Source organism: Kitasatospora sp. NPDC050543, from assembly GCF_044457565.1.
Taxonomy (GTDB): domain Bacteria; phylum Actinomycetota; class Actinomycetes; order Streptomycetales; family Streptomycetaceae; genus Kitasatospora.
Genome location: NZ_JBITGZ010000007.1, coordinates 270980 through 287654 on the forward strand (window position 1 = coordinate 270980; position 16675 = coordinate 287654).

A 16675-nucleotide genomic window follows, 5' to 3' on the forward strand; every position below is an offset into this window, starting at 1 on the left:
TGTCGAGCTGACTCGCGCTCGAACGGCGGGTACGCTCCGCCCGTGTCCTGGAAGCCGCCGCGTGTACTCACCCCTCGTTCGATCCTCCCTGCCCTGGCCGTTCTGCTGGTCCTGGTGGCGGGTGCGGCCGCGCACGCCAACAAGCCGGTGCCGTTCGGGGACAGAGTGGCCGAGCCGGGTGGCGCGGACGCGAGCCCGGTGAACGCGCAGTCGTTGGACACCGCCGGTCTGGAGCTCAGGGTCGGCCCCGGTCTGGAGGCCTACAACGGCTCCACCGGTGAGCACGCGTGGTCCTACCGGCGTGAGGGCGCGACCGCCCTCTACCTGGCGATGGCCGGCGAAAGCGCCGTGGTGGTCTGGGACGACGGTCTGGTCACCTCCGTCCGCCCGTCCGACCACGAGGTGCGCTGGCACCGGGCGGTGCCCGGCCTCGCCGACTGGCTCAGCGGCGAGGGTGAGCCAGGCGCGGACAGGCGCACCGAGGCCCAGCGCCGGCAGATCTCGCTGGAGCGTGCCGCCGCCGCCCTGTACACCGTCCCGCAGGCCGCGCCCTGGGTGGCCGTGGTGACGCCCAGCCTGACGATGGGCTTCCGCGACGCGGACGGTGATCTGCGCTACAACTCCAAGCCCCCGGGCAACTGCCTGTACGACCCGATGCGCACCGTGCGGACCGACCACGCGGTGCTCGTCCCGCGCAGCTGCACCAGCGGCGGCAGCAACGGCCACCCGGTCTCCGGCGGCATCAGCGGCTACCGGCTGGACAGCACCGGCTGGCAGCTGAACGCGGGCCCCGGCGTGCAGCTGAAGGCGCTGGACGGGCGCCGGGTGCTGATCGACGACGGCCCGATCGTCGGCGCCCGGGTGTTCGACACCAAGGCCGCGGCGCCCGAGACGGCCTGCGGCAGCGCCGGCGCGCCGTTCGCGGCCGTCCGACCGCAGGGCAGCTGCACCGACCCGGCGGAGAACCGGGAGCACTGACCCCCGGCGGGGCGGGCCCGGCCCCGCCGCAATGTTTCCCGGCGTGTTCGCGGCGCCCGGTAGACTTGCCCCCATGGCTGTTCTCTCCGGGCACTAGCGGGCGGACGGCGAGCCCGGCGGCGCAGCTCAGCGAGGCGCCCCAAGGCCCGTCGTGATGCCCAGCGCCGCCCTCTCACCCCGCCGTGCCCGCCCGCCGTTCCAGCCTTCTGGAGCCGCGGCTGCCGCGCCCGCCCACGTCCCAGGAGTACCCCAGCCATGATTTCCGCGAACGCCCTTGAGCTGCGTGCCGGCGCCCGCGTCCTGATCGAGTCCGCCAGCTTCCGGATCGCCCCCGGCGACCGGATCGGCCTGGTCGGCCGCAACGGTGCCGGCAAGACCACCCTCACCAAGGTGCTGGCCGGCGAGGGCATGCCGGCCGGTGGCACGGTCACCAACTCCGGCCAGGTCGGTTACCTCCCGCAGGACCCGCGCACCGGCGACCTCGACGTGCTGGCCCGCGACCGGATCCTCTCCGCGCGCGGCCTGGACACCGTGCTGAAGAAGATGCGCGAGAACGAGGAGCGGATGGCGAACGGCAAGGGCGCCACCCGCGAGAAGGCGATGAAGAAGTACTCCAACCTGGAGACGGAGTTCCTCACCAAGGGCGGGTACGCCGCCGAGGCGGAGGCCGCGACCATCGCCGCCGCGCTCGGACTGCCGGACCGCATCCTCGGCCAGGAGCTGCACACCCTCTCCGGTGGTCAGCGCCGCCGCGTCGAGCTGGCCCGGATCCTGTTCTCGGACGCCGACATCCTGCTGCTCGACGAGCCCACCAACCACCTCGACGCGGACTCGATCGCCTGGCTGCGGGACTTCCTGAAGACGTACAAGGGCGGCTTCATCGTGATCTCGCACGATGTCGAGCTCGTCGAGACGGTCGTCAACAAGGTCTTCTACCTGGACGCCAACCGCTCCGCGATCGACGTCTACAACATGGGCTGGAAGCAGTACAAGCAGCAGCGCGAGGACGACGAGAAGCGCCGCAAGCGCGAGCGCGCCAACGCCGAGAAGAAGGCCGCGACCCTCAACTCGCAGGCCGACAAGATGCGCGCCAAGGCGACCAAGACGGTGGCCGCGCAGAACATGGCCCGTCGCGCCGAGAAGCTGCTCGCCGGCCTGGAGCAGGTGCGGGTCTCGGACAAGGTCGCCAAGCTGCGCTTCCCGGACCCGGCCCCGTGCGGCAAGACCCCGCTGATGGCCGAGGGCCTGTCCAAGTCGTACGGCTCGCTGGAGATCTTCACCGACGTGGGCCTGGCGATCGACCGTGGCTCGCGGGTGGTCATCCTCGGCCTCAACGGCGCCGGCAAGACCACCCTGCTGCGGATGCTCGCGGGTGTGGAGCAGCCGGACACCGGCGAGGTGATCCCGGGCCACGGCCTGAAGATCGGTTACTACGCCCAGGAGCACGAGACGCTGGACCCGGAGCGTACGGTGCTGGAGAACATGCGTTCCTCCGCACCGGACACCGACCTGGTGCAGATCCGCAAGATCCTCGGCTCGTTCCTGTTCTCCGGCGACGACGTGGACAAGCCGGCCGGGGTGCTCTCCGGCGGTGAGAAGACCCGGCTGGCGCTGGCCTCGCTGGTGGTCTCCAGCGCCAACGTGCTGCTGCTCGACGAGCCCACCAACAACCTGGACCCGGCCAGCCGCGAGGAGATTCTCGGCGCGCTGCGCGAGTTCAGCGGCGCCGTCGTCCTGGTCACCCACGACGAGGGCGCGGTCGACGCGCTCCAGCCGGAGCGCATCATTCTGCTGCCCGACGGCGTCGAGGATCTCTGGAGCCCGGCGTACCAGGATCTCGTCTCTCTGGCGTGACCATGCGTAGACGCGGAGTCATCAGTTCGGACCAGAAGATCTAGTACTCCCGGCGTGGCCGGGAATGAAGAGGTCCGAGATTCCGTTTGAGGAACTCTCGTCGGCCCGGCTGTCCAAAGGACGGCCGGGCCGCCCTGCTGATCAGCTGTTTCTTCCCGGGCGGCGCCTTCACGCCGGGGGGCGTGCACTCTGTGTGAGCGCCCTTGTGCGTTGGGATCACCACCGGCAGACTGCGCCTTCCCGACATCGACCTTGTCGAATGGGTGGCCAGGAGGCTGTCGATGGGTGATCATGGGAATCTGACCGAGCAACGCTACGAGGAGGCACGGGTGGCCGAGACTCTGAAAAAGGGCAGCCGGGTGACCGGTGTCGCGCGTGAGAAGCTCGCGGCCGATCTCAAGAAGAAATACGACTCCGGAGCGAGCATTCGCGCTCTGGCGGAGGAGACCGGGCGCTCATACGGCTTCGTGCACCGCATGCTGAGCGAGTCCGGAGTGATCCTCCGGGGCCGCGGCGGTGCCACGCGGGGCAAGAACAAGGCTACTGCGGGAGCTGGTTCCTGACAGTCCGTCATGCCGGCGGGTGGTCCGACCGCAGGGCCCAGGTGGGTCGTGGTCGCCGCGCCGGGCACTGCGTGCGCGTGCGCAGCCAATAGCTCAGGATGATTCGGCGGCAGGGCGCCGGCCGGGGAGACGATGCCAGCGTCGTCGGCCCCCCGGCCCGGGCGATCCGGCCGCCGATCGTCATGTCCGGGTGTGGTGCGCCGGCGGGGTCCGGCGGCCCGGGCGATCACCGCGGCACTCGCCCCGGCCACCCCTGCCGCTTCGCCCGCAACTTTGTTACTCTCCGGTAGCCGAACCGGGCCGGGCACCCCGCCCTCCCTCGGCCGTGGTCCGCCGCCACCCTCGGCGGCGCGCCAGTCGCGACCCCCTCACCGCCGGAGGTGCCCATGACCGACCCCGCCACCGACCCGCAGCCCCAGGACTGGGAGCGGGTCGGCGTACGGCTCGAAATCGACGGCGAGCTGGCCCGGGTGACGCTCTGTCAGCCCAAGCGCCGCAACGCCCAGTCGCCCGCCATGTGGCGCGCGCTGGCCGCCGTCGGACGTGAGCTGCCCGGCACCGTACGGGTGGTCCTGCTGCGGGCCGAGGGCCTCTCCTTCTCGGCCGGCCTGGACCGCGCGATGTTCACCCCCGAGGGGCTGCCCGGCGAGCGCAACTTCATCCAGCTGGCCGCCGCCGAGGACAAGGACCTCGACGACACCATCGCCGGCTTCCAGGAGGCGTTCACCTGGTGGCGGCGTCCCGACCTGATCAGCATCGCGGCCGTCCAGGGTCATGCGGTGGGCGCGGGCTTCCAGCTGGCGCTCGCCTGTGACCTGCGGGTGGTGGCCGAGGACGTCCAGTTCTCCATGAAGGAGACCTCGCTCGGTCTGGTCCCGGACCTGGCCGGCACCAAGCCGCTGACCGAACTCGTCGGCTTCGCGCGGGCGCTGGAGATCTGCGCCACCGGCCGCTGGGTCGGCGCCGAGGAGGCGGTCGCCACCGGCCTCGCCAACCTCGCCGTCCCCGGTGCCGAGCTGGACGGCGCGGCCGGCGACCTGGCCGCCGCGCTGCTGGCCGCCCCGCGTGGCGCCGTGATCGAGACCAAGGCGCTGCTCCAGGGTGCCGGCGGACGCTCGTACGACGAGCAGCGTTCGGCCGAACGGGTGGCGCAGGCCCGCCGGATGCGTGACCTCGCGGGCATCGGCGACTGACCGCGAGCCGAACCGATGGCCCGACCCGCCCAGGGTCGGGCCATCGGCGTCTGCGGGGGCGGTCCGCGGGTGTTTGCGGGGGCGGATTCCGTGGCGAAATGTCAGAGTTGGAGGGATTTGCGATATAGCTGGTTTTGAACAGGAGACCCGCCATGCCTGACACCCCGACGCCGGCCAGCATGAACAAGAACGCCACGCCGACCTCCGCCACCGGCGGTACCAGGGCGTCCGACGAGCGCGGACGCACCGTCCTGGCGGTCGGTGTGGTCGAGAAGATCGCCGGCATGGCGGCCCGCGAGGTCCCGGGCATCCACGCCCTCGGCTCCGGCCTGTCCCGCACCTTCGGCGCGATGCGCGACCGCGTCCCGGGCGGCAAGTCGCCCGTCGGGCGCGGCATCAAGGCGGAGGTCGGCGAGCGGCAGACCGCCATCGACATCGCGCTGGTGGTCGAGTACGGCGTGGTGATCCAGGAACTCGCCAGGCAGGTGCGGGAGAACATCATCGCCGCCGTCGAGCGGATGACCGGCCTGGAGGTCGTCGAGGTGAACATCGCGGTGAACGACGTCCATCTCCCCGACGAGCCTGACGTCGAGGAGGAGGAAGAGCCCGTCGCCGGCCAGCGCCCCAAACTGCAGTAGCCGGCCCGGACGGGCCCCAGCACGCGAGGAGTAGTGGATGAACCTGGCCATCGTCGGCCTGGTGGTGGGTATGGCGCTCGGCTTCGCCGGCTACTTCGGCGGGTTCGCGGGCTTCCTGCTGGTCGCCGCGCTCGGCGCGGTCGGCTTCGTGCTGGGCCGTCTGCTGGAGGGCGACATCGAACTCCGCGACCTCGGCGACCTGCTGCGCGGCCGCGACCGGCGGCGCTGATGGCCGCCGTGACCGCCGGGGGAGCGGCGCCCCGGTCCGCCGCCGGGCGGGGGCGCCTGCGGATCGCCGACCGGGTCTTCGCGCGGATCGCCGCGCGTGCCGCCCGCGAGGCCATGGCGCGCGCCTGGGCCGGCCGGGCCGGGCGCGGGGCCCCGCCCAAGGTGGCGATCTCGGCGCAGGGCAGCACGGCCACCGTCCGGGTCTCGCTGGAGCTGCCGTACCCCTGCGACCTGGCGGCCGTGGCCGGGGAGGTCCGCGACCGGATCACCGAACGGGTGTCCACCCTGACGGGCACCCGGGTGGGAGAGGTCGCCGTGGTCGTGGAACGGCTGGTACCGGCCGGCGGCAGGCCGTGAGATGAGCGGACGGACGCGGGCGACGGCGGAGCCGGGGAGGTGGCGACGGTGAGCGGGCCGACGCCCTCGCCGCAGGGCGAGGAGCCCGAGGCCGAGGTGGCGCCCTCCGAGGCGGGGCCGGCCGAGGCCGAGGTGAGCCGGCCGGAGGCCGGGCTGGCACCCGGCCGGCCGGCGGCCCCGGGAGCGACGGCGATCAGCAGCAGGCGGCCCGGGCCGACGACGGGCGGTGGGCGGGCCCCTGCGGTGCGGCACGCCGGGACGCGCCACGCCGGCACACCGCGCACGACGCGGGCGCGCATTTGGAGGCCGCGCACCGTGCCTGCGGCCCTCGTCGCCGCCGTCCTCCTTGTGCTCTGCGGCTTCCTGCTCGTCGACGTCATCTCGGTGAGGACCGGACACGTCGCCGCGCGCTGGCGGGTCCGGGTCGCCACCGAGGCGGCGACCCGCCACCTCGACGACCTCTGGGTGCTGATCGGCGCGGGCGCCGCCGTCCTGATCGGCGGCTGGCTCTGCTGGCTCGCCCTCGCCCCCGGCCGGCACCGCTGGCTGGCGATGCGCGGCGCGCCCGGCGGCACCGTGGCGGTGATCGACCGGGCGGGCCTCGGCGTGCTGCTGGTGGCGCGGGCGGGCGCACTGCCCGGTGTGGAGCACAGCACCGTCCGGATCAGGAAGCACCGGATCGCCGTCAGGATCATCGGGCCCGCCGACCCGGCGGCCGTCCAGCGGCAGCTGCGCACCGAGCTGGACCGGGTCGCGCTGGCCGCCCCGCCGCGCCTGGACGTCATGACCGGACGCGGCAGGGGGAGCGCCCGATGAGCCGGACGGCCGTCAACCGGGTGCTGCTGGCGCTGGCCGGGGTGGTGGTGCTGATCGTCGGGCTGCTGGTGCTGGCCGGTGGCCTCGACCTGTACCGGCGGCTGGGGATCCACCCGCCCCGGCGGTGGCCGCTGCTCTCGCCCGCCCGGCCACTGCTCAGCCGCGCCGCGCTCACCCGCTGGACCGGGCAGGACTGGTGGTGGCCGGCGGTGATCGGCGGGCTGTCGCTGGCGGTGGCCGGCGCCGCGTGGTGGCTGCTCGCGCAGCTGCGCAGGCCCGGGCCGAGCTCGTTGCGGGTGCCGGTACCGGCCGGGTCCACGCTGCGCGTGAAGCTGCGGGCGCGGGCCCTGGAGGACGTGCTGGAGGCCGGGACGGCCGGGCTGCCCGAGGTCGAGCGGGCGCGGGTGCGGCTGACCGGCGCCCCGCGGCGCCCCGGTGTGCGGGGCGCCGCGGTGCTGGCGGCCGAGGGTGACCCGGCGGTGGTGGTGGAGCGCTTCGACGCAGGGCCGCTGCTCGACGCCCGCAGCAGCCTGGGCCTGGCCGAGCTGCCCGCCGAACTGCGGCTGTGGGTGACGGTACGCAAGCCCGTCGCCACCGCGGGGCGCAGGGCCAAGCAGCCGAGGGTGCTGTGAGCGGGCGTCAGAGCCCGCGCAGCGCACCACCGTCCACCGGGATCATCACACCGGTCAGATAGGACGCGGCGGGCGAGAGCAGGAAGGCCGCGACCTTGCCGAACTCCTCGGCCGTCCCGTAGCGGCCGAGCGGGATCGCGGCGCTCGCCCGGGCCCGGGCGGCGGCCGGGTCGCCGCCGAGGGCGTCCAGCTCGCGGACCCGGTCGGTGTCGATCCGCGCCGGCAGCAGCCCCACGACCCGGATGCCGCGCGGGCCGAGTTCGTCCGCGAGGGACTTGGCGGCCATCGCGAGGCCCGGGCGCAGACCGTTGGAGATGCCGAGCCCGGGGATCGGCTCGCGGACGGAGCCGGAGAGCACGAAGCCGATCACACCGCCGTTGCCGAGTTCGCCGGCCGCGGCGCGGGCGATCCGCAGCGCGCCGAGGTACACCGTCTCGAAGGCGGCGCGCCAGGCGTCGTCCTCGGTACGGGCGACCGGGCCGGCCGCCGGGCCGCCGACGCTGATCAGCACCCCGTCCAGCCGGCCGAAGCGCTCGGTGGCGGCCTCGACCAGGCGCGCGGCCGTCGTCGGGTCGCCGTTGTCGGCGACCACGCCGTGCGCCCGCTCGCTGCCGCCGAGCTCGGCCACGGCCGCGTCCAGCGACTCCTTGCTCCGGCTGCTCACCACCACCCGGGCGCCGTCGGCCGCCAACTCCCGGGCGGCGGCGAACCCCAGACCGCGGGTGGCGCCGGTGAGGAGGTAAACCCTGTCCTTGAGTCCAAGATCCATGGGGTCCATCCTGCCCGCTGGACGCCACCGCGGGTAGTACGGACGCGGTGGCGGCAGCGGCGCGGGGAATGCGGGCGGCAGCGGGCGTGGGCCGGCGGCCGGGCGGCGTGGCCCGCGGTCAGGCGGCGGGGACGGGCTCGGCGGGGGCCTCGGCCCCGGCCTCGGCGGCCTCCTCGGCGCGGTCCCTGGCCTCGCGGCGGATCAGGATCCAGCAGCCGACCGGGATCATCGCGGTGAACAGCCACCACTGGACGGCGTACGCCATGTGCGGGCCGATGTCCGAGTGGTTGGGCTCCGGCAGCAGTTCGGGCTGCTCGGCCGGCGCCGGGCTGGTGCCGGTCAGCTCCAGGTAGCCGCCGAGCAGGGTGATCCCGCTCTCCCGGGCCTGCTGGGTGGAGCTGATCAGGTTGAACTGGCGGTCCGGCAGACCGCCGCGGTCCCGGATGCCGCTGCCGGCGGCGGTCTCGTCGGCGCGCAGCCGCCCGGTGACGGTGACCTCGCCGGCCGGCGTGGCCGGGACGGCGGGGTAGGCGGCGGCGGACTCGCCGGAGGCCACCCAGCCCCGGTTGACCAGCACCTCGCCCTTGCCGTCGGAGAGCTTCAGCGGGGTGACGACGAAGTACCCGATCTTGTCCCCGCCGGAGTCGGTGCGCTTGCGGACCACGAACTCGTGCGCCGCGTCGTACTCCCCGGTGGCGGTGACCGCCCGCCAGGTCAGGTCGCCGGGCACCGCGAAGCCGGGCGCGGAGAGCGAGTCGAAGGCGACGGGCTGCGCGGTGAGTGCCCGGGCGATCAGCTCGTTCCTGGCCACCCGCGACTCGTGCCGGTGCAGCTGCCAGAAGCCCAGCCGGATCGTGGTGGGGATCAGCAGCACGGCGATCAGCAGGGTGATCAGCCAGCGCCGGGAGAGCAGAAATCGGTACACATTGGCACGGTACGCCCACCCGGTGGCGGGCTCAGACACCGGGGTGCGGGGCGACCTCGCGCAGCAGCTGGAGGAAGGCGTCCTCGCCGACGACCGGCGTGCCGAGCTCCCGCGCCTTGCGCGCCTTGCCGCTCCAGCTGCCCGGCTCGTTGGTCACCAGCAGGCTGGTGAGGCGGCTCACAGAAGTGGCGATGTGCAGCCCGGCCTCCACCGCACGGTCCTCCAGCAGCTCGCGGTCGGTGGCGGTGTCGCCGGTGATCGCCACCCGCATGCCCTGGACCAGCGGCTTGCCGTCCTGCCACCGCCCGGGGTTGGGGTACGGGCAGGGCGGGCGCTTCTTGGCGGCCCGGTAGGAGGAGCTCCAGGAACTGCGGCCCGGCGCGGCCGGCTCGTCCTCGCCGAGATCGGTGACGGCCACACAGGCCTGCAGGGGCAGCGGTACGCCCCCCTGGCGGGCCAGGTGCAGGCTGGGGCGGAAGGCCTCGGCGAGCACCCGGGCGTCGTCCAGTGCGTTGTGCGCGTGGCGCTGCTGGACGCCGAAGTAGGCGGCGAGCGAGGCGAGCTTGCCGTTGGGCAGCGGCAGCCGCAGGTCCCGGGAGAGCACCATGGTGCACAGGCGCTGGTCCACGGGGGCGCGCAACCCGGCGCGTGAGTACTCGCGGGAGATCATGTTCCAGTCGAAGAGCGCGTTGTGGGCGACCATCACCCGTCCGCGCAGCCGATCGGCGAGCTCACCGGCGATCTCGGGGAAGGTCGGCGCGCCCCTGAGCACGTCCTGGGTGAGGCCGTGGATCCACACCGGGCCGGGATCGCGCTCGGGATTCACCAGGGTGTACCAGTGGTCGGTGACCTCACCGTCCTCGTCCAGCTGGTAGACACCCGCGGAGATGACGCGGTCCGTGCGGCCGAGGCCGGTGGTCTCGACGTCGACGACCGCGAAGCCCTCGGCGGGGGCGGCGGAGCGCTGTGCGGGGACCACGGTGGTCCACGGGGCGCCGTTCGTCGGTGACTGGATCGCGTGCATGGTCAACCAGAATAAGGGCCGCGCGGACGCGCCCGGTCCGAATGTCGTACGCGCGGGGCCGCAATAGAGTGGGCGGAGGATTCCGTCGGACATCCGGCCGAATTCCCAGGCCGTCAGAAACCCCCCGGCGGCACCTTCCCCGAAGGGTGATCTGCCCATGCGCGCCACCGTGATCCACGGTCCCCATGACATCCGGATCGAGGAGGTGCCCGACGCCGCGATCCGGCGCCCGACGGACGCGGTGGTACGGGTGCTCAACGCCTGTATCTGCGGCAGCGACCTGTGGGCGTACCGGGGTGTCGCCGCCCGGACGGCCGGGCAGCGGATCGGTCACGAGTTCCTCGGCGTGGTCGAGGAGACCGGCGCCGAGGTGCGCGGCGTCCGGGCCGGCGACCTGGTGGTCGCGCCGTTCGTCTGGTCCGACGGCACCTGCGAGTACTGCGTCCAGGGCCTGCAGACCTCCTGCCCGCACGGCGGCTTCTGGGGCGAGGCCGGCTCCGACGGCGGCCAGGGCGAGGCCGTCCGGGTGCCCTTCGCGGACGGCACGCTGGTGAAGCTGCCGAAGGAGGCGGCCTCGGACGAGAAGCTGCTGCCCGGCCTGCTGGCGCTCTCCGACGTGATGTCCACCGGCCACCACGCGGCCGTCGGCGCCGGGGTCCGCCCGGGGGCGACGGTGGCGGTGGTCGGCGACGGCGCGGTGGGTCTGTGCGGTGTGCTGGCCGCGCGGCGGCTCGGGGCGAGGCGGATCATCGCGCTCGGCCGGCACGCCGCGCGGACCGACATCGCCCGCGGATTCGGCGCCACCGACGTGGTCGCCGAGCGTGGTGAGGCGGCCGTCGAGGCGGTGCGGGAGCTGACCGGCGGTCAGGGCGCGCACTGTGTGCTGGAGGCCGTCGGCACGGAGGAGTCGATGCGTACCGCCATCTCGATCACCCGGGACGGCGGCGCGGTGGGGTACGTCGGGGTGCCGCACGGCGGCAGCGCCGGGGTGGACATCGGCCAGATGTTCGGCCGGAACGTCTCGTTGAACGGTGGGGTCGCCCCCGCCCGCGCGTACATCCCGCAGCTGCTGCCGGACGTGCTCTCCGGCGCGATCGACCCCGCGCCGGTCTTCGACCGCACCGTCGACCTGGACGGCGTGCCCCAGGGGTACCGGGCGATGCACGACCGCTCGGCGCTGAAGGTGCGGATCGCCCTCTGACGGTCCGCCGGTCGCGCCCGGCAGGCCCGGACACGCGGTGGGCGGCGTGTCCGGAGCCGATCGGATTCGGCCATTCGGGAGCGCGGCGGGGTGAAGTCTTGGCTGATCATGCTCAATCGCTTCTCGTGGCCCGTGATCGCTCCTAGCATGCAGCGACACGCGCCCGGACTGTGACGGCCCTCACGCCGCGTCGTTCCACTGGGCGAACCAGCCCTACGAAGGAGTCAGGAGACCCCTGGTGGAAGCACCGCCGCCGATCGCCACCGCCCCGACGGACGTCCAACGCATCGAGGAGAGCGCGGAGTTCCGCACCCTGCGCGGTTCCTTCCGCAGCTTCGCGTTCCCCGTCACCGCGGGGTTCATCCTCTGGTACCTGCTCTACGTGCTGCTCTCCAGCTACGCGCCCGGCTTCATGGCGACCAAGGTGGCCGGCCACATCAACGTGGCGCTGGTGCTGGGCCTGCTCCAGTTCGCCACCACCTTCGCGATCGCCGCCTGGTACGCCCGCTACGCGGACCGCCGGCTCGACCCGCCCGCCGCCGCCATCCGCGAGCGCCACCACACCGTGACCGTCCACGAGCCCCGGGGGGCCGGCGAATGACCACCCTGGCCAGTGCCGCCACCGAGCACCGCGCCCTGACGATGAGCCTGTTCGGCCTCTTCGTCCTCGCGACCCTGGGCATCACCATCTGGGCCGGCCGGCAGACCAAGGACGCCGCCGACTTCTACGCCGGCGGCCGGGGCTTCACCGGCTTCCAGAACGGTCTGGCGATCTCCGGCGACTACATGTCCGCCGCCTCCTTCCTCGGCATCGCCGGAGCCATCGCGCTCTTCGGCTACGACGGCTTCCTCTACTCGATCGGCTTCCTGGTCGCCTGGCTGGTGGCGCTGCTGCTGGTCGCCGAGCCGCTGCGCAACTCCGGCCGCTACACCATGGCCGACGTGCTGGCCTTCCGGATGCGCCAGCGGCCGGTGCGGACCGCCGCGGGCATCTCCACCATCGTGGTGTCGATCTTCTACCTGCTGGCCCAGATGGTCGGGGCCGGCTCGCTGGTCGCCCTGCTGCTCGGCGTCAACGGGGACGCCGCCAAGCGCTGGACGATCGTCGCGGTCGGCGCACTGATGGTCGTCTACGTCGCCATCGGCGGGATGAAGGGCACGACCTGGGTGCAGATCGTCAAGGCCGTACTGCTGATCGCCGGCACCGCCCTGATGACCGTCCTGGTGCTCGCCAAGTACCACTTCAACGTCTCCGCGCTGCTCGGCGCCGCCGCCGACGCCAGCGGCAAGGCCTCCGCCTTCCTGGAGCCCGGGCTGAAGTACGGCGTCACCGGTACCACCAAACTCGACTTCATCAGCCTCGGCCTCGCGCTCGTCCTGGGCACCGCGGGCCTGCCGCACATCCTGGTCCGCTTCTACACCGTGCCCACCGCCAAGGCCGCCCGGAAGTCGGTGCTCTGGGCGATCGGCATCATCGGCGGCTTCTACCTGATGACCCTGGCCCTGGGCTTCGGCGCCGCCGCGCTGGTCGGCCCCAAGGTGATCAAGGCGTCCAACGCGGCCGGCAACACCGCCGCCCCGCTGCTGGCCGAGAACCTCGGCGGCGGGGCCGGCTCCACCGGCGGCGCGATCCTGCTCGCGGTGATCTCCGCCGTGGCCTTCGCCACCATCCTCGCCGTGGTCGCCGGGCTCACCCTGGCCTCCTCCGCCTCCTTCGCCCACGACCTGTGGGCCAACGTGATCCGGCGGGGCAAGGCCAGCGAGCGCGAGGAGGTCCGTTCGGCGAAGCTGGCGGCCGTCGCGATCGGCGCCGTCGCCATCCTGCTGAGTATCTTCGCCGAGAAGCTCAACACCGCGGCACTGGTCGCGCTCGCGTTCGCGGTGGCCGCCTCGGCCAACCTGCCCACCCTGCTCTACTCGCTGTTCTGGAAGCGCTTCAACACCACCGGCGCCGTCTGCTCCGTGTACGGCGGCCTCATCAGCTCGGTCCTGCTGGTGGTCTTCTCGCCGGTCGTCTCCGGCAAGGCCACCGCGCTCTTCCCGCACTCCGACTTCCACTGGTTCCCGCTGGAGAACCCCGGGCTGGTCTCGATCCCGGTCGGCTTCCTGCTGGGCTGGCTCGGCACCCTGCTGTCCAGGGAGAACGCCGACCCGACGAAGTACGCTGAACTGGAGGTCCGCTCGCTCACCGGCCTCGGGGCGCACTGATCACCATCTCGTAATCCCGCCGGCCGGATCCCGGGATCCGCCGTCCGGCTAAGCTGGCCCGGCCCGCCGACGGCGGCCGGGCCGGCCGCACTCTCGGGAAGGGGGCCACCGTGCTCCTCGACACCTTCGGACGCCAGGCCGTCGACCTGCGGGTCTCTCTCACCGACCGCTGCAACCTGCGCTGCACCTACTGCATGCCCGAGCAGGGCCTGCAGTGGCTCGCCAAGCCCGAGCTGCTCACCGACGAGGAGATCGTCCGGCTGGTCACCATAGCCGTGCGCGATCTCGGCGTCCGCGAGGTCCGCTTCACCGGTGGTGAGCCGCTGCTGCGCCCCGGCCTGGTGGCCATCGTGGCGGCCTGTGCGGAGCTCGACCCGCGCCCCGAGCTGTCGCTCACCACCAACGGCATCGGCCTGGCCCGCACCGCCCGCGCGCTCAAGGCCGCCGGGCTGGACCGGGTGAACGTCTCGCTCGACACCCTGGACGCGGACACCTTCCACACCCTCACCCGTCGTCGTCGCCACCAGGACGTACTGGACGGGCTGGCCGCCGCGGAGGCCGCCGGGCTGAGCCCGGTGAAGCTGAACGCCGTCCTGATGCGCGGTGTCAACGACCACGAGGCGGCAGACCTGCTGGCCTGGTGCCTTGAGTACGGCTACGAGCTGCGCTTCATCGAGCAGATGCCGCTGGACGCCCAGCACGGCTGGGACCGCTCGCAGATGATCACCGCCGAGGAGATCCTCGACCGGCTCGCCGACCGCTTCGTGCTCACCCCCGAGCCGTCCGTCGTCCGCGCCGCCGCGCCCGCCGAGCGCTGGCTGGTCGACGGCGGCCCGGCGCGCGTGGGCGTGATCGCCTCCGTCACCCGCCCGTTCTGCCGGGCCTGCGACCGGACCCGGCTGACCGCTGACGGCCAGGTCCGCAACTGCCTCTTCGCCACCGGTGAGACGGATCTGCGGACCGCCCTGCGCTCGGGTGCCGGCGACGGCGAGATCGGTGAGCTGTGGCGGGCCGCGATGTGGGGCAAGAAGGCCGGGGCCGGTATCGACAACCCCGACTTCCACCAGCCCGAGCGCCCGATGTCGGCGATCGGCGGTTAGCCCACCCGGTGCCGATCGGCGGGTTGGCCCACCCGGTGCCGATCGGCGGGTCGGCCCACCCGGTGCACCGGGCCGGGCCCGCCTACCGCCCCGGCCGGGCGGGGGACTGCTCTCCGCCGGACTCCGCGGTCGGCTCCGGGGTCCACTGCGCGAACGGGACCGTGTCCCGGAGGAAGCCGCGTACGCCCAGGAACTGCGAGAGGTGCTCGCGGTGCTCCTCGCAGGCCAGCCAGGTCTTGCGGCGCTCGGGCGTGTGCAGCTTGGGGTTGTTCCACACCAGCACCCACTGCGCGGCCGCCCGGCAGCCCTTGCCGGAGCAGATCGGTGTCTTTGGCTCTGCGGCTGCGCCGCCGGCGAGCAGGCCGAGCAACGACTGAGGGTCCTGCGGGGTGGTCATCGCTGGGCCGTCCTGGAGTTCGCGGGCTGATTCGCCTCCGGCCCGAGGGCGGGAGGTCTGCACCGCCAAGTCTCGCACCCCGCGTCCACGCGTCCGCAGTCTGGACATGGCGACGCCGGGCAGCCACGGGGGGAGCCGCCCGGCGTCGGTCCGTCGCTCCGACGGGGGATGCGGAGCGCGTACGCAGTATGTCACGGCTTGCACCCCGAATGGGGAGGTCTTGAATGATTAATCTGAGGTTGCGCTGAGCTTTCTGGCGGTCATATGACGGCCAACAGCGACAATCCAGACAAGTCGGCCGGGTGAATTAGTCGGTGAACGAACCCCCGCCGGAGCCCGGAGCCCCCTGGCCTCCGGTGCCGCCCGCACCGCCGTCGGCACCGCCGGGCCTGCCCCCGCCACCCGTCCCGCCGGGGCCGAGCATCAGCGGCGTCTGGGACGGCACCGCGAAGGTGCTCGGCAGGCTGGGGGCCCGCTCACGCCCGGCATTGGCGATCAGCACGGCGAAGTACGGCAGCAGCACCCCGGCGCCCAGCGCGGCGAACGCCACATAGCGCTGGACGTCCCACAGGACCACCGCCAGCAGCACACAGGCCGTACGGATCAGCATCGAGATCACATAGCGGCGCTGGCGCCCACTGACGTCCTCACTGAGGCTGCTCCTGGCCCCCGTGATCCGGAAGACCTGCCCACCGTCGGCGCGCTTGCCCATCTCCTACCGCCTTCGTCAGGATCCGCACGCCTTTGCCGTACGGATTCTTCACGGTACGCCGCACCGGCGCCGGCGGCGCTACCGGGGGACTCACCGGTGCGCCGCGGCCCCCGCCGCGCCCGGGCCCGCCGGAATGCGGATGGGCCGCCCGGGGCAAAGACTGTGAGCAGCAAGGGGAGCGCCGCCGGCGGTCGGCGGCACCGGGCCCCTGGGAGCTGGCATGTGGGGAATCATCTCGGCGCTGATCGAGGGCCTGATCCTCGGTGGGATCGCGAGACTGCTCGTCCCCGGCAAGCAGGACATCCCGGTCTGGCTGACCATGCTGCTCGGCATGATCGGCGCACTGGTCGGCAACGGGCTCGCGCACCTCTTCGGGGTGGCCGACACCAGGGGCTTCGACTGGTGGCGCCACCTGTTCCAGCTGGGCGCCGCGATCCTGCTGATCGCGACGATCTCGCCGCTCTGGGCGGCGCGCAAGCAACGCTGACCGTCGGCGGGCCGGGCGGCCCGCCGGCTCACCGCGCCAGGTACTGCGGCGCCACCGCGTCCGTCAGCCAGACGCCGTTCGCGCTGAGCCTGAACTCATGGCCGGCGGCCGCCATCGCGGCGGCGTCGACCCGCAGCACCACCGGGCGGCCGTGCCGGGATCCCACCCGCACGGCCGTCTCGGTGTCCGCGGACAGATGGACGTCCTGCCGGGACATCGGCCGCAGGCCCTCCAGGAAGATCGCGTCCAGGTACCGGGTCGTGGTGCCGTGGAAGAGCACCGGCGGCGGCTCGGCGGCGGCCAGACCGAGGTCGACCGCCACCGAGTGCCCCTGGCTGGCCCGGATGCGCAGGCCGTCCGGCGAGTAGGCGAAGCGGCGCTTGTTGTTGGTCTCCACCACATGGTCGAGCTCGGCCCTGGTCAGCCGGGAGCCGTGCCGGGCCAGCGCGGCCAGCAGCTCCGCCACCGGCACCCAGCCGGCCTCGTCCAGGGTGATCCCGACCGACCGCGGGTCGTGCCGCAGGATGCGGGAGAGCCGCTTGGAGGTCTTGACCGTGCGCTTGTCGTCCACTCGTCGTCCTTCTCCACGGCCC

Annotated in this window: 20 protein-coding genes; 14 read left to right on the top strand and 6 right to left on the bottom strand. The window is 73.2% G+C overall.

Going from position 1 to position 16675, the window contains the following annotated elements:
* Nucleotides 1-42 precede the first annotated feature (42 nt).
* The 9 genes from ACIBH3_RS11945 to ACIBH3_RS11985 all read left to right on the top strand — a co-directional run bounded on the left by ACIBH3_RS11945 (nucleotide 43) and on the right by ACIBH3_RS11985 (nucleotide 7259).
* A complete protein-coding gene (locus ACIBH3_RS11945; protein ID WP_396311801.1) occupies nucleotides 43-978 on the top strand; it encodes a hypothetical protein in 936 nt (311 codons plus the stop codon).
* 255 nt (nucleotides 979-1233) lie between these two features.
* The gene (locus ACIBH3_RS11950; protein ID WP_396311802.1) at nucleotides 1234-2832 is read left to right on the top strand and encodes an ABC-F family ATP-binding cassette domain-containing protein; all 1599 of its coding nucleotides are present in this window, start codon (nucleotides 1234-1236) and stop codon (nucleotides 2830-2832) included.
* Nucleotides 2833-3161: 329 nt separating this feature from the next.
* Nucleotides 3162-3395, top strand: coding sequence for a helix-turn-helix domain-containing protein (locus tag ACIBH3_RS11955; protein WP_396311803.1), 234 nt, complete (start codon nucleotides 3162-3164; stop codon nucleotides 3393-3395).
* A gap of 386 nt (nucleotides 3396-3781) precedes the next feature.
* Nucleotides 3782-4588 (top strand): enoyl-CoA hydratase/isomerase family protein, encoded by an 807-nt coding sequence (locus ACIBH3_RS11960; protein ID WP_396311804.1) that lies wholly within the window; start codon nucleotides 3782-3784, stop codon nucleotides 4586-4588.
* A 152-nt stretch (nucleotides 4589-4740) separates the two neighbouring features.
* A complete protein-coding gene (locus ACIBH3_RS11965; RefSeq protein ID WP_396311805.1) occupies nucleotides 4741-5226 on the top strand; it encodes an Asp23/Gls24 family envelope stress response protein in 486 nt (161 codons plus the stop codon).
* 37 nt (nucleotides 5227-5263) lie between these two features.
* Complete coding sequence (locus ACIBH3_RS11970; protein WP_396311806.1) at nucleotides 5264-5455, top strand: hypothetical protein; 192 nt, start codon at nucleotides 5264-5266, stop codon at nucleotides 5453-5455.
* The gene (locus ACIBH3_RS11975) at nucleotides 5455-5811 is read left to right on the top strand and encodes an Asp23/Gls24 family envelope stress response protein (protein WP_396311807.1); all 357 of its coding nucleotides are present in this window, start codon (nucleotides 5455-5457) and stop codon (nucleotides 5809-5811) included. Before ACIBH3_RS11970 ends, ACIBH3_RS11975 begins: the two co-directional genes overlap by 1 nt.
* 315 nt (nucleotides 5812-6126) lie before the next feature.
* The gene (locus ACIBH3_RS11980; RefSeq protein ID WP_396311808.1) at nucleotides 6127-6627 is read left to right on the top strand and encodes a DUF6286 domain-containing protein; all 501 of its coding nucleotides are present in this window, start codon (nucleotides 6127-6129) and stop codon (nucleotides 6625-6627) included.
* A complete protein-coding gene (locus ACIBH3_RS11985; RefSeq protein WP_396311809.1) occupies nucleotides 6624-7259 on the top strand; it encodes an alkaline shock response membrane anchor protein AmaP in 636 nt (211 codons plus the stop codon). The genes ACIBH3_RS11980 and ACIBH3_RS11985 overlap by 4 nt, the downstream gene beginning before the upstream one ends.
* A gap of 7 nt (nucleotides 7260-7266) precedes the next feature.
* Here ACIBH3_RS11985 and ACIBH3_RS11990 read toward each other — a convergent pair whose 3' ends face one another.
* From ACIBH3_RS11990 to ACIBH3_RS12000, 3 genes are all read right to left on the bottom strand, one after another.
* Nucleotides 7267-8028 (bottom strand): SDR family oxidoreductase, encoded by a 762-nt coding sequence (locus tag ACIBH3_RS11990; RefSeq protein ID WP_396311810.1) that lies wholly within the window; start codon nucleotides 8026-8028, stop codon nucleotides 7267-7269.
* A 118-nt stretch (nucleotides 8029-8146) separates the two neighbouring features.
* Nucleotides 8147-8953 carry an SURF1 family protein gene (locus ACIBH3_RS11995; protein ID WP_396311811.1) on the bottom strand — a complete coding sequence of 269 codons (807 nt, stop codon included), beginning with the start codon at nucleotides 8951-8953 and terminating at the stop codon, nucleotides 8147-8149.
* Between the two features lie 31 nt (nucleotides 8954-8984).
* On the bottom strand, nucleotides 8985-9977 hold the full coding sequence (locus tag ACIBH3_RS12000; RefSeq protein WP_396311812.1) for a DEDDh family exonuclease: 993 nt from the start codon (nucleotides 9975-9977) through the stop codon (nucleotides 8985-8987).
* A gap of 157 nt (nucleotides 9978-10134) precedes the next feature.
* On the opposite strand from ACIBH3_RS12000, the gene ACIBH3_RS12005 reads away from it, so the two are divergent.
* The 4 genes from ACIBH3_RS12005 to moaA all read left to right on the top strand — a co-directional run bounded on the left by ACIBH3_RS12005 (nucleotide 10135) and on the right by moaA (nucleotide 14486).
* Nucleotides 10135-11178 (top strand): zinc-dependent alcohol dehydrogenase family protein, encoded by a 1044-nt coding sequence (locus ACIBH3_RS12005; protein WP_396311813.1) that lies wholly within the window; start codon nucleotides 10135-10137, stop codon nucleotides 11176-11178.
* A gap of 235 nt (nucleotides 11179-11413) precedes the next feature.
* Nucleotides 11414-11779: a DUF485 domain-containing protein gene (locus ACIBH3_RS12010; RefSeq protein WP_396311851.1), complete on the top strand. Its 366-nt coding sequence runs from the start codon at nucleotides 11414-11416 to the stop codon at nucleotides 11777-11779.
* Nucleotides 11776-13386, top strand: a complete 1611-nt coding sequence (locus ACIBH3_RS12015) for a cation acetate symporter (RefSeq protein ID WP_396311814.1) — start codon at nucleotides 11776-11778, stop codon at nucleotides 13384-13386. The genes ACIBH3_RS12010 and ACIBH3_RS12015 overlap by 4 nt, the downstream gene beginning before the upstream one ends.
* Before the next feature lie 110 nt (nucleotides 13387-13496).
* Complete coding sequence (gene moaA / locus ACIBH3_RS12020) at nucleotides 13497-14486, top strand: GTP 3',8-cyclase MoaA (RefSeq protein WP_396311815.1); 990 nt, start codon at nucleotides 13497-13499, stop codon at nucleotides 14484-14486.
* A gap of 82 nt (nucleotides 14487-14568) precedes the next feature.
* Here the strand turns inward: moaA and ACIBH3_RS12025 are convergent, their stop codons facing one another.
* Both ACIBH3_RS12025 and ACIBH3_RS12030 read right to left on the bottom strand, forming a co-directional pair.
* Nucleotides 14569-14883, bottom strand: coding sequence for a hypothetical protein (locus ACIBH3_RS12025; protein WP_396311816.1), 315 nt, complete (start codon nucleotides 14881-14883; stop codon nucleotides 14569-14571).
* A gap of 307 nt (nucleotides 14884-15190) precedes the next feature.
* Nucleotides 15191-15595, bottom strand: coding sequence for a DUF3099 domain-containing protein (locus ACIBH3_RS12030; protein WP_396311817.1), 405 nt, complete (start codon nucleotides 15593-15595; stop codon nucleotides 15191-15193).
* Between the two features lie 220 nt (nucleotides 15596-15815).
* Between ACIBH3_RS12030 and ACIBH3_RS12035 the strand changes: the two genes are divergently transcribed.
* Entirely contained in the window at nucleotides 15816-16082 is a 267-nt protein-coding gene (locus ACIBH3_RS12035) for a GlsB/YeaQ/YmgE family stress response membrane protein (RefSeq protein WP_396311818.1), read from the top strand.
* A gap of 28 nt (nucleotides 16083-16110) precedes the next feature.
* On the opposite strand, the gene ACIBH3_RS12040 is transcribed toward ACIBH3_RS12035, so the two are convergent.
* Nucleotides 16111-16653, bottom strand: coding sequence for an RNA 2'-phosphotransferase (locus tag ACIBH3_RS12040; RefSeq protein ID WP_396311819.1), 543 nt, complete (start codon nucleotides 16651-16653; stop codon nucleotides 16111-16113).
* Nucleotides 16654-16675 lie beyond the last annotated feature (22 nt).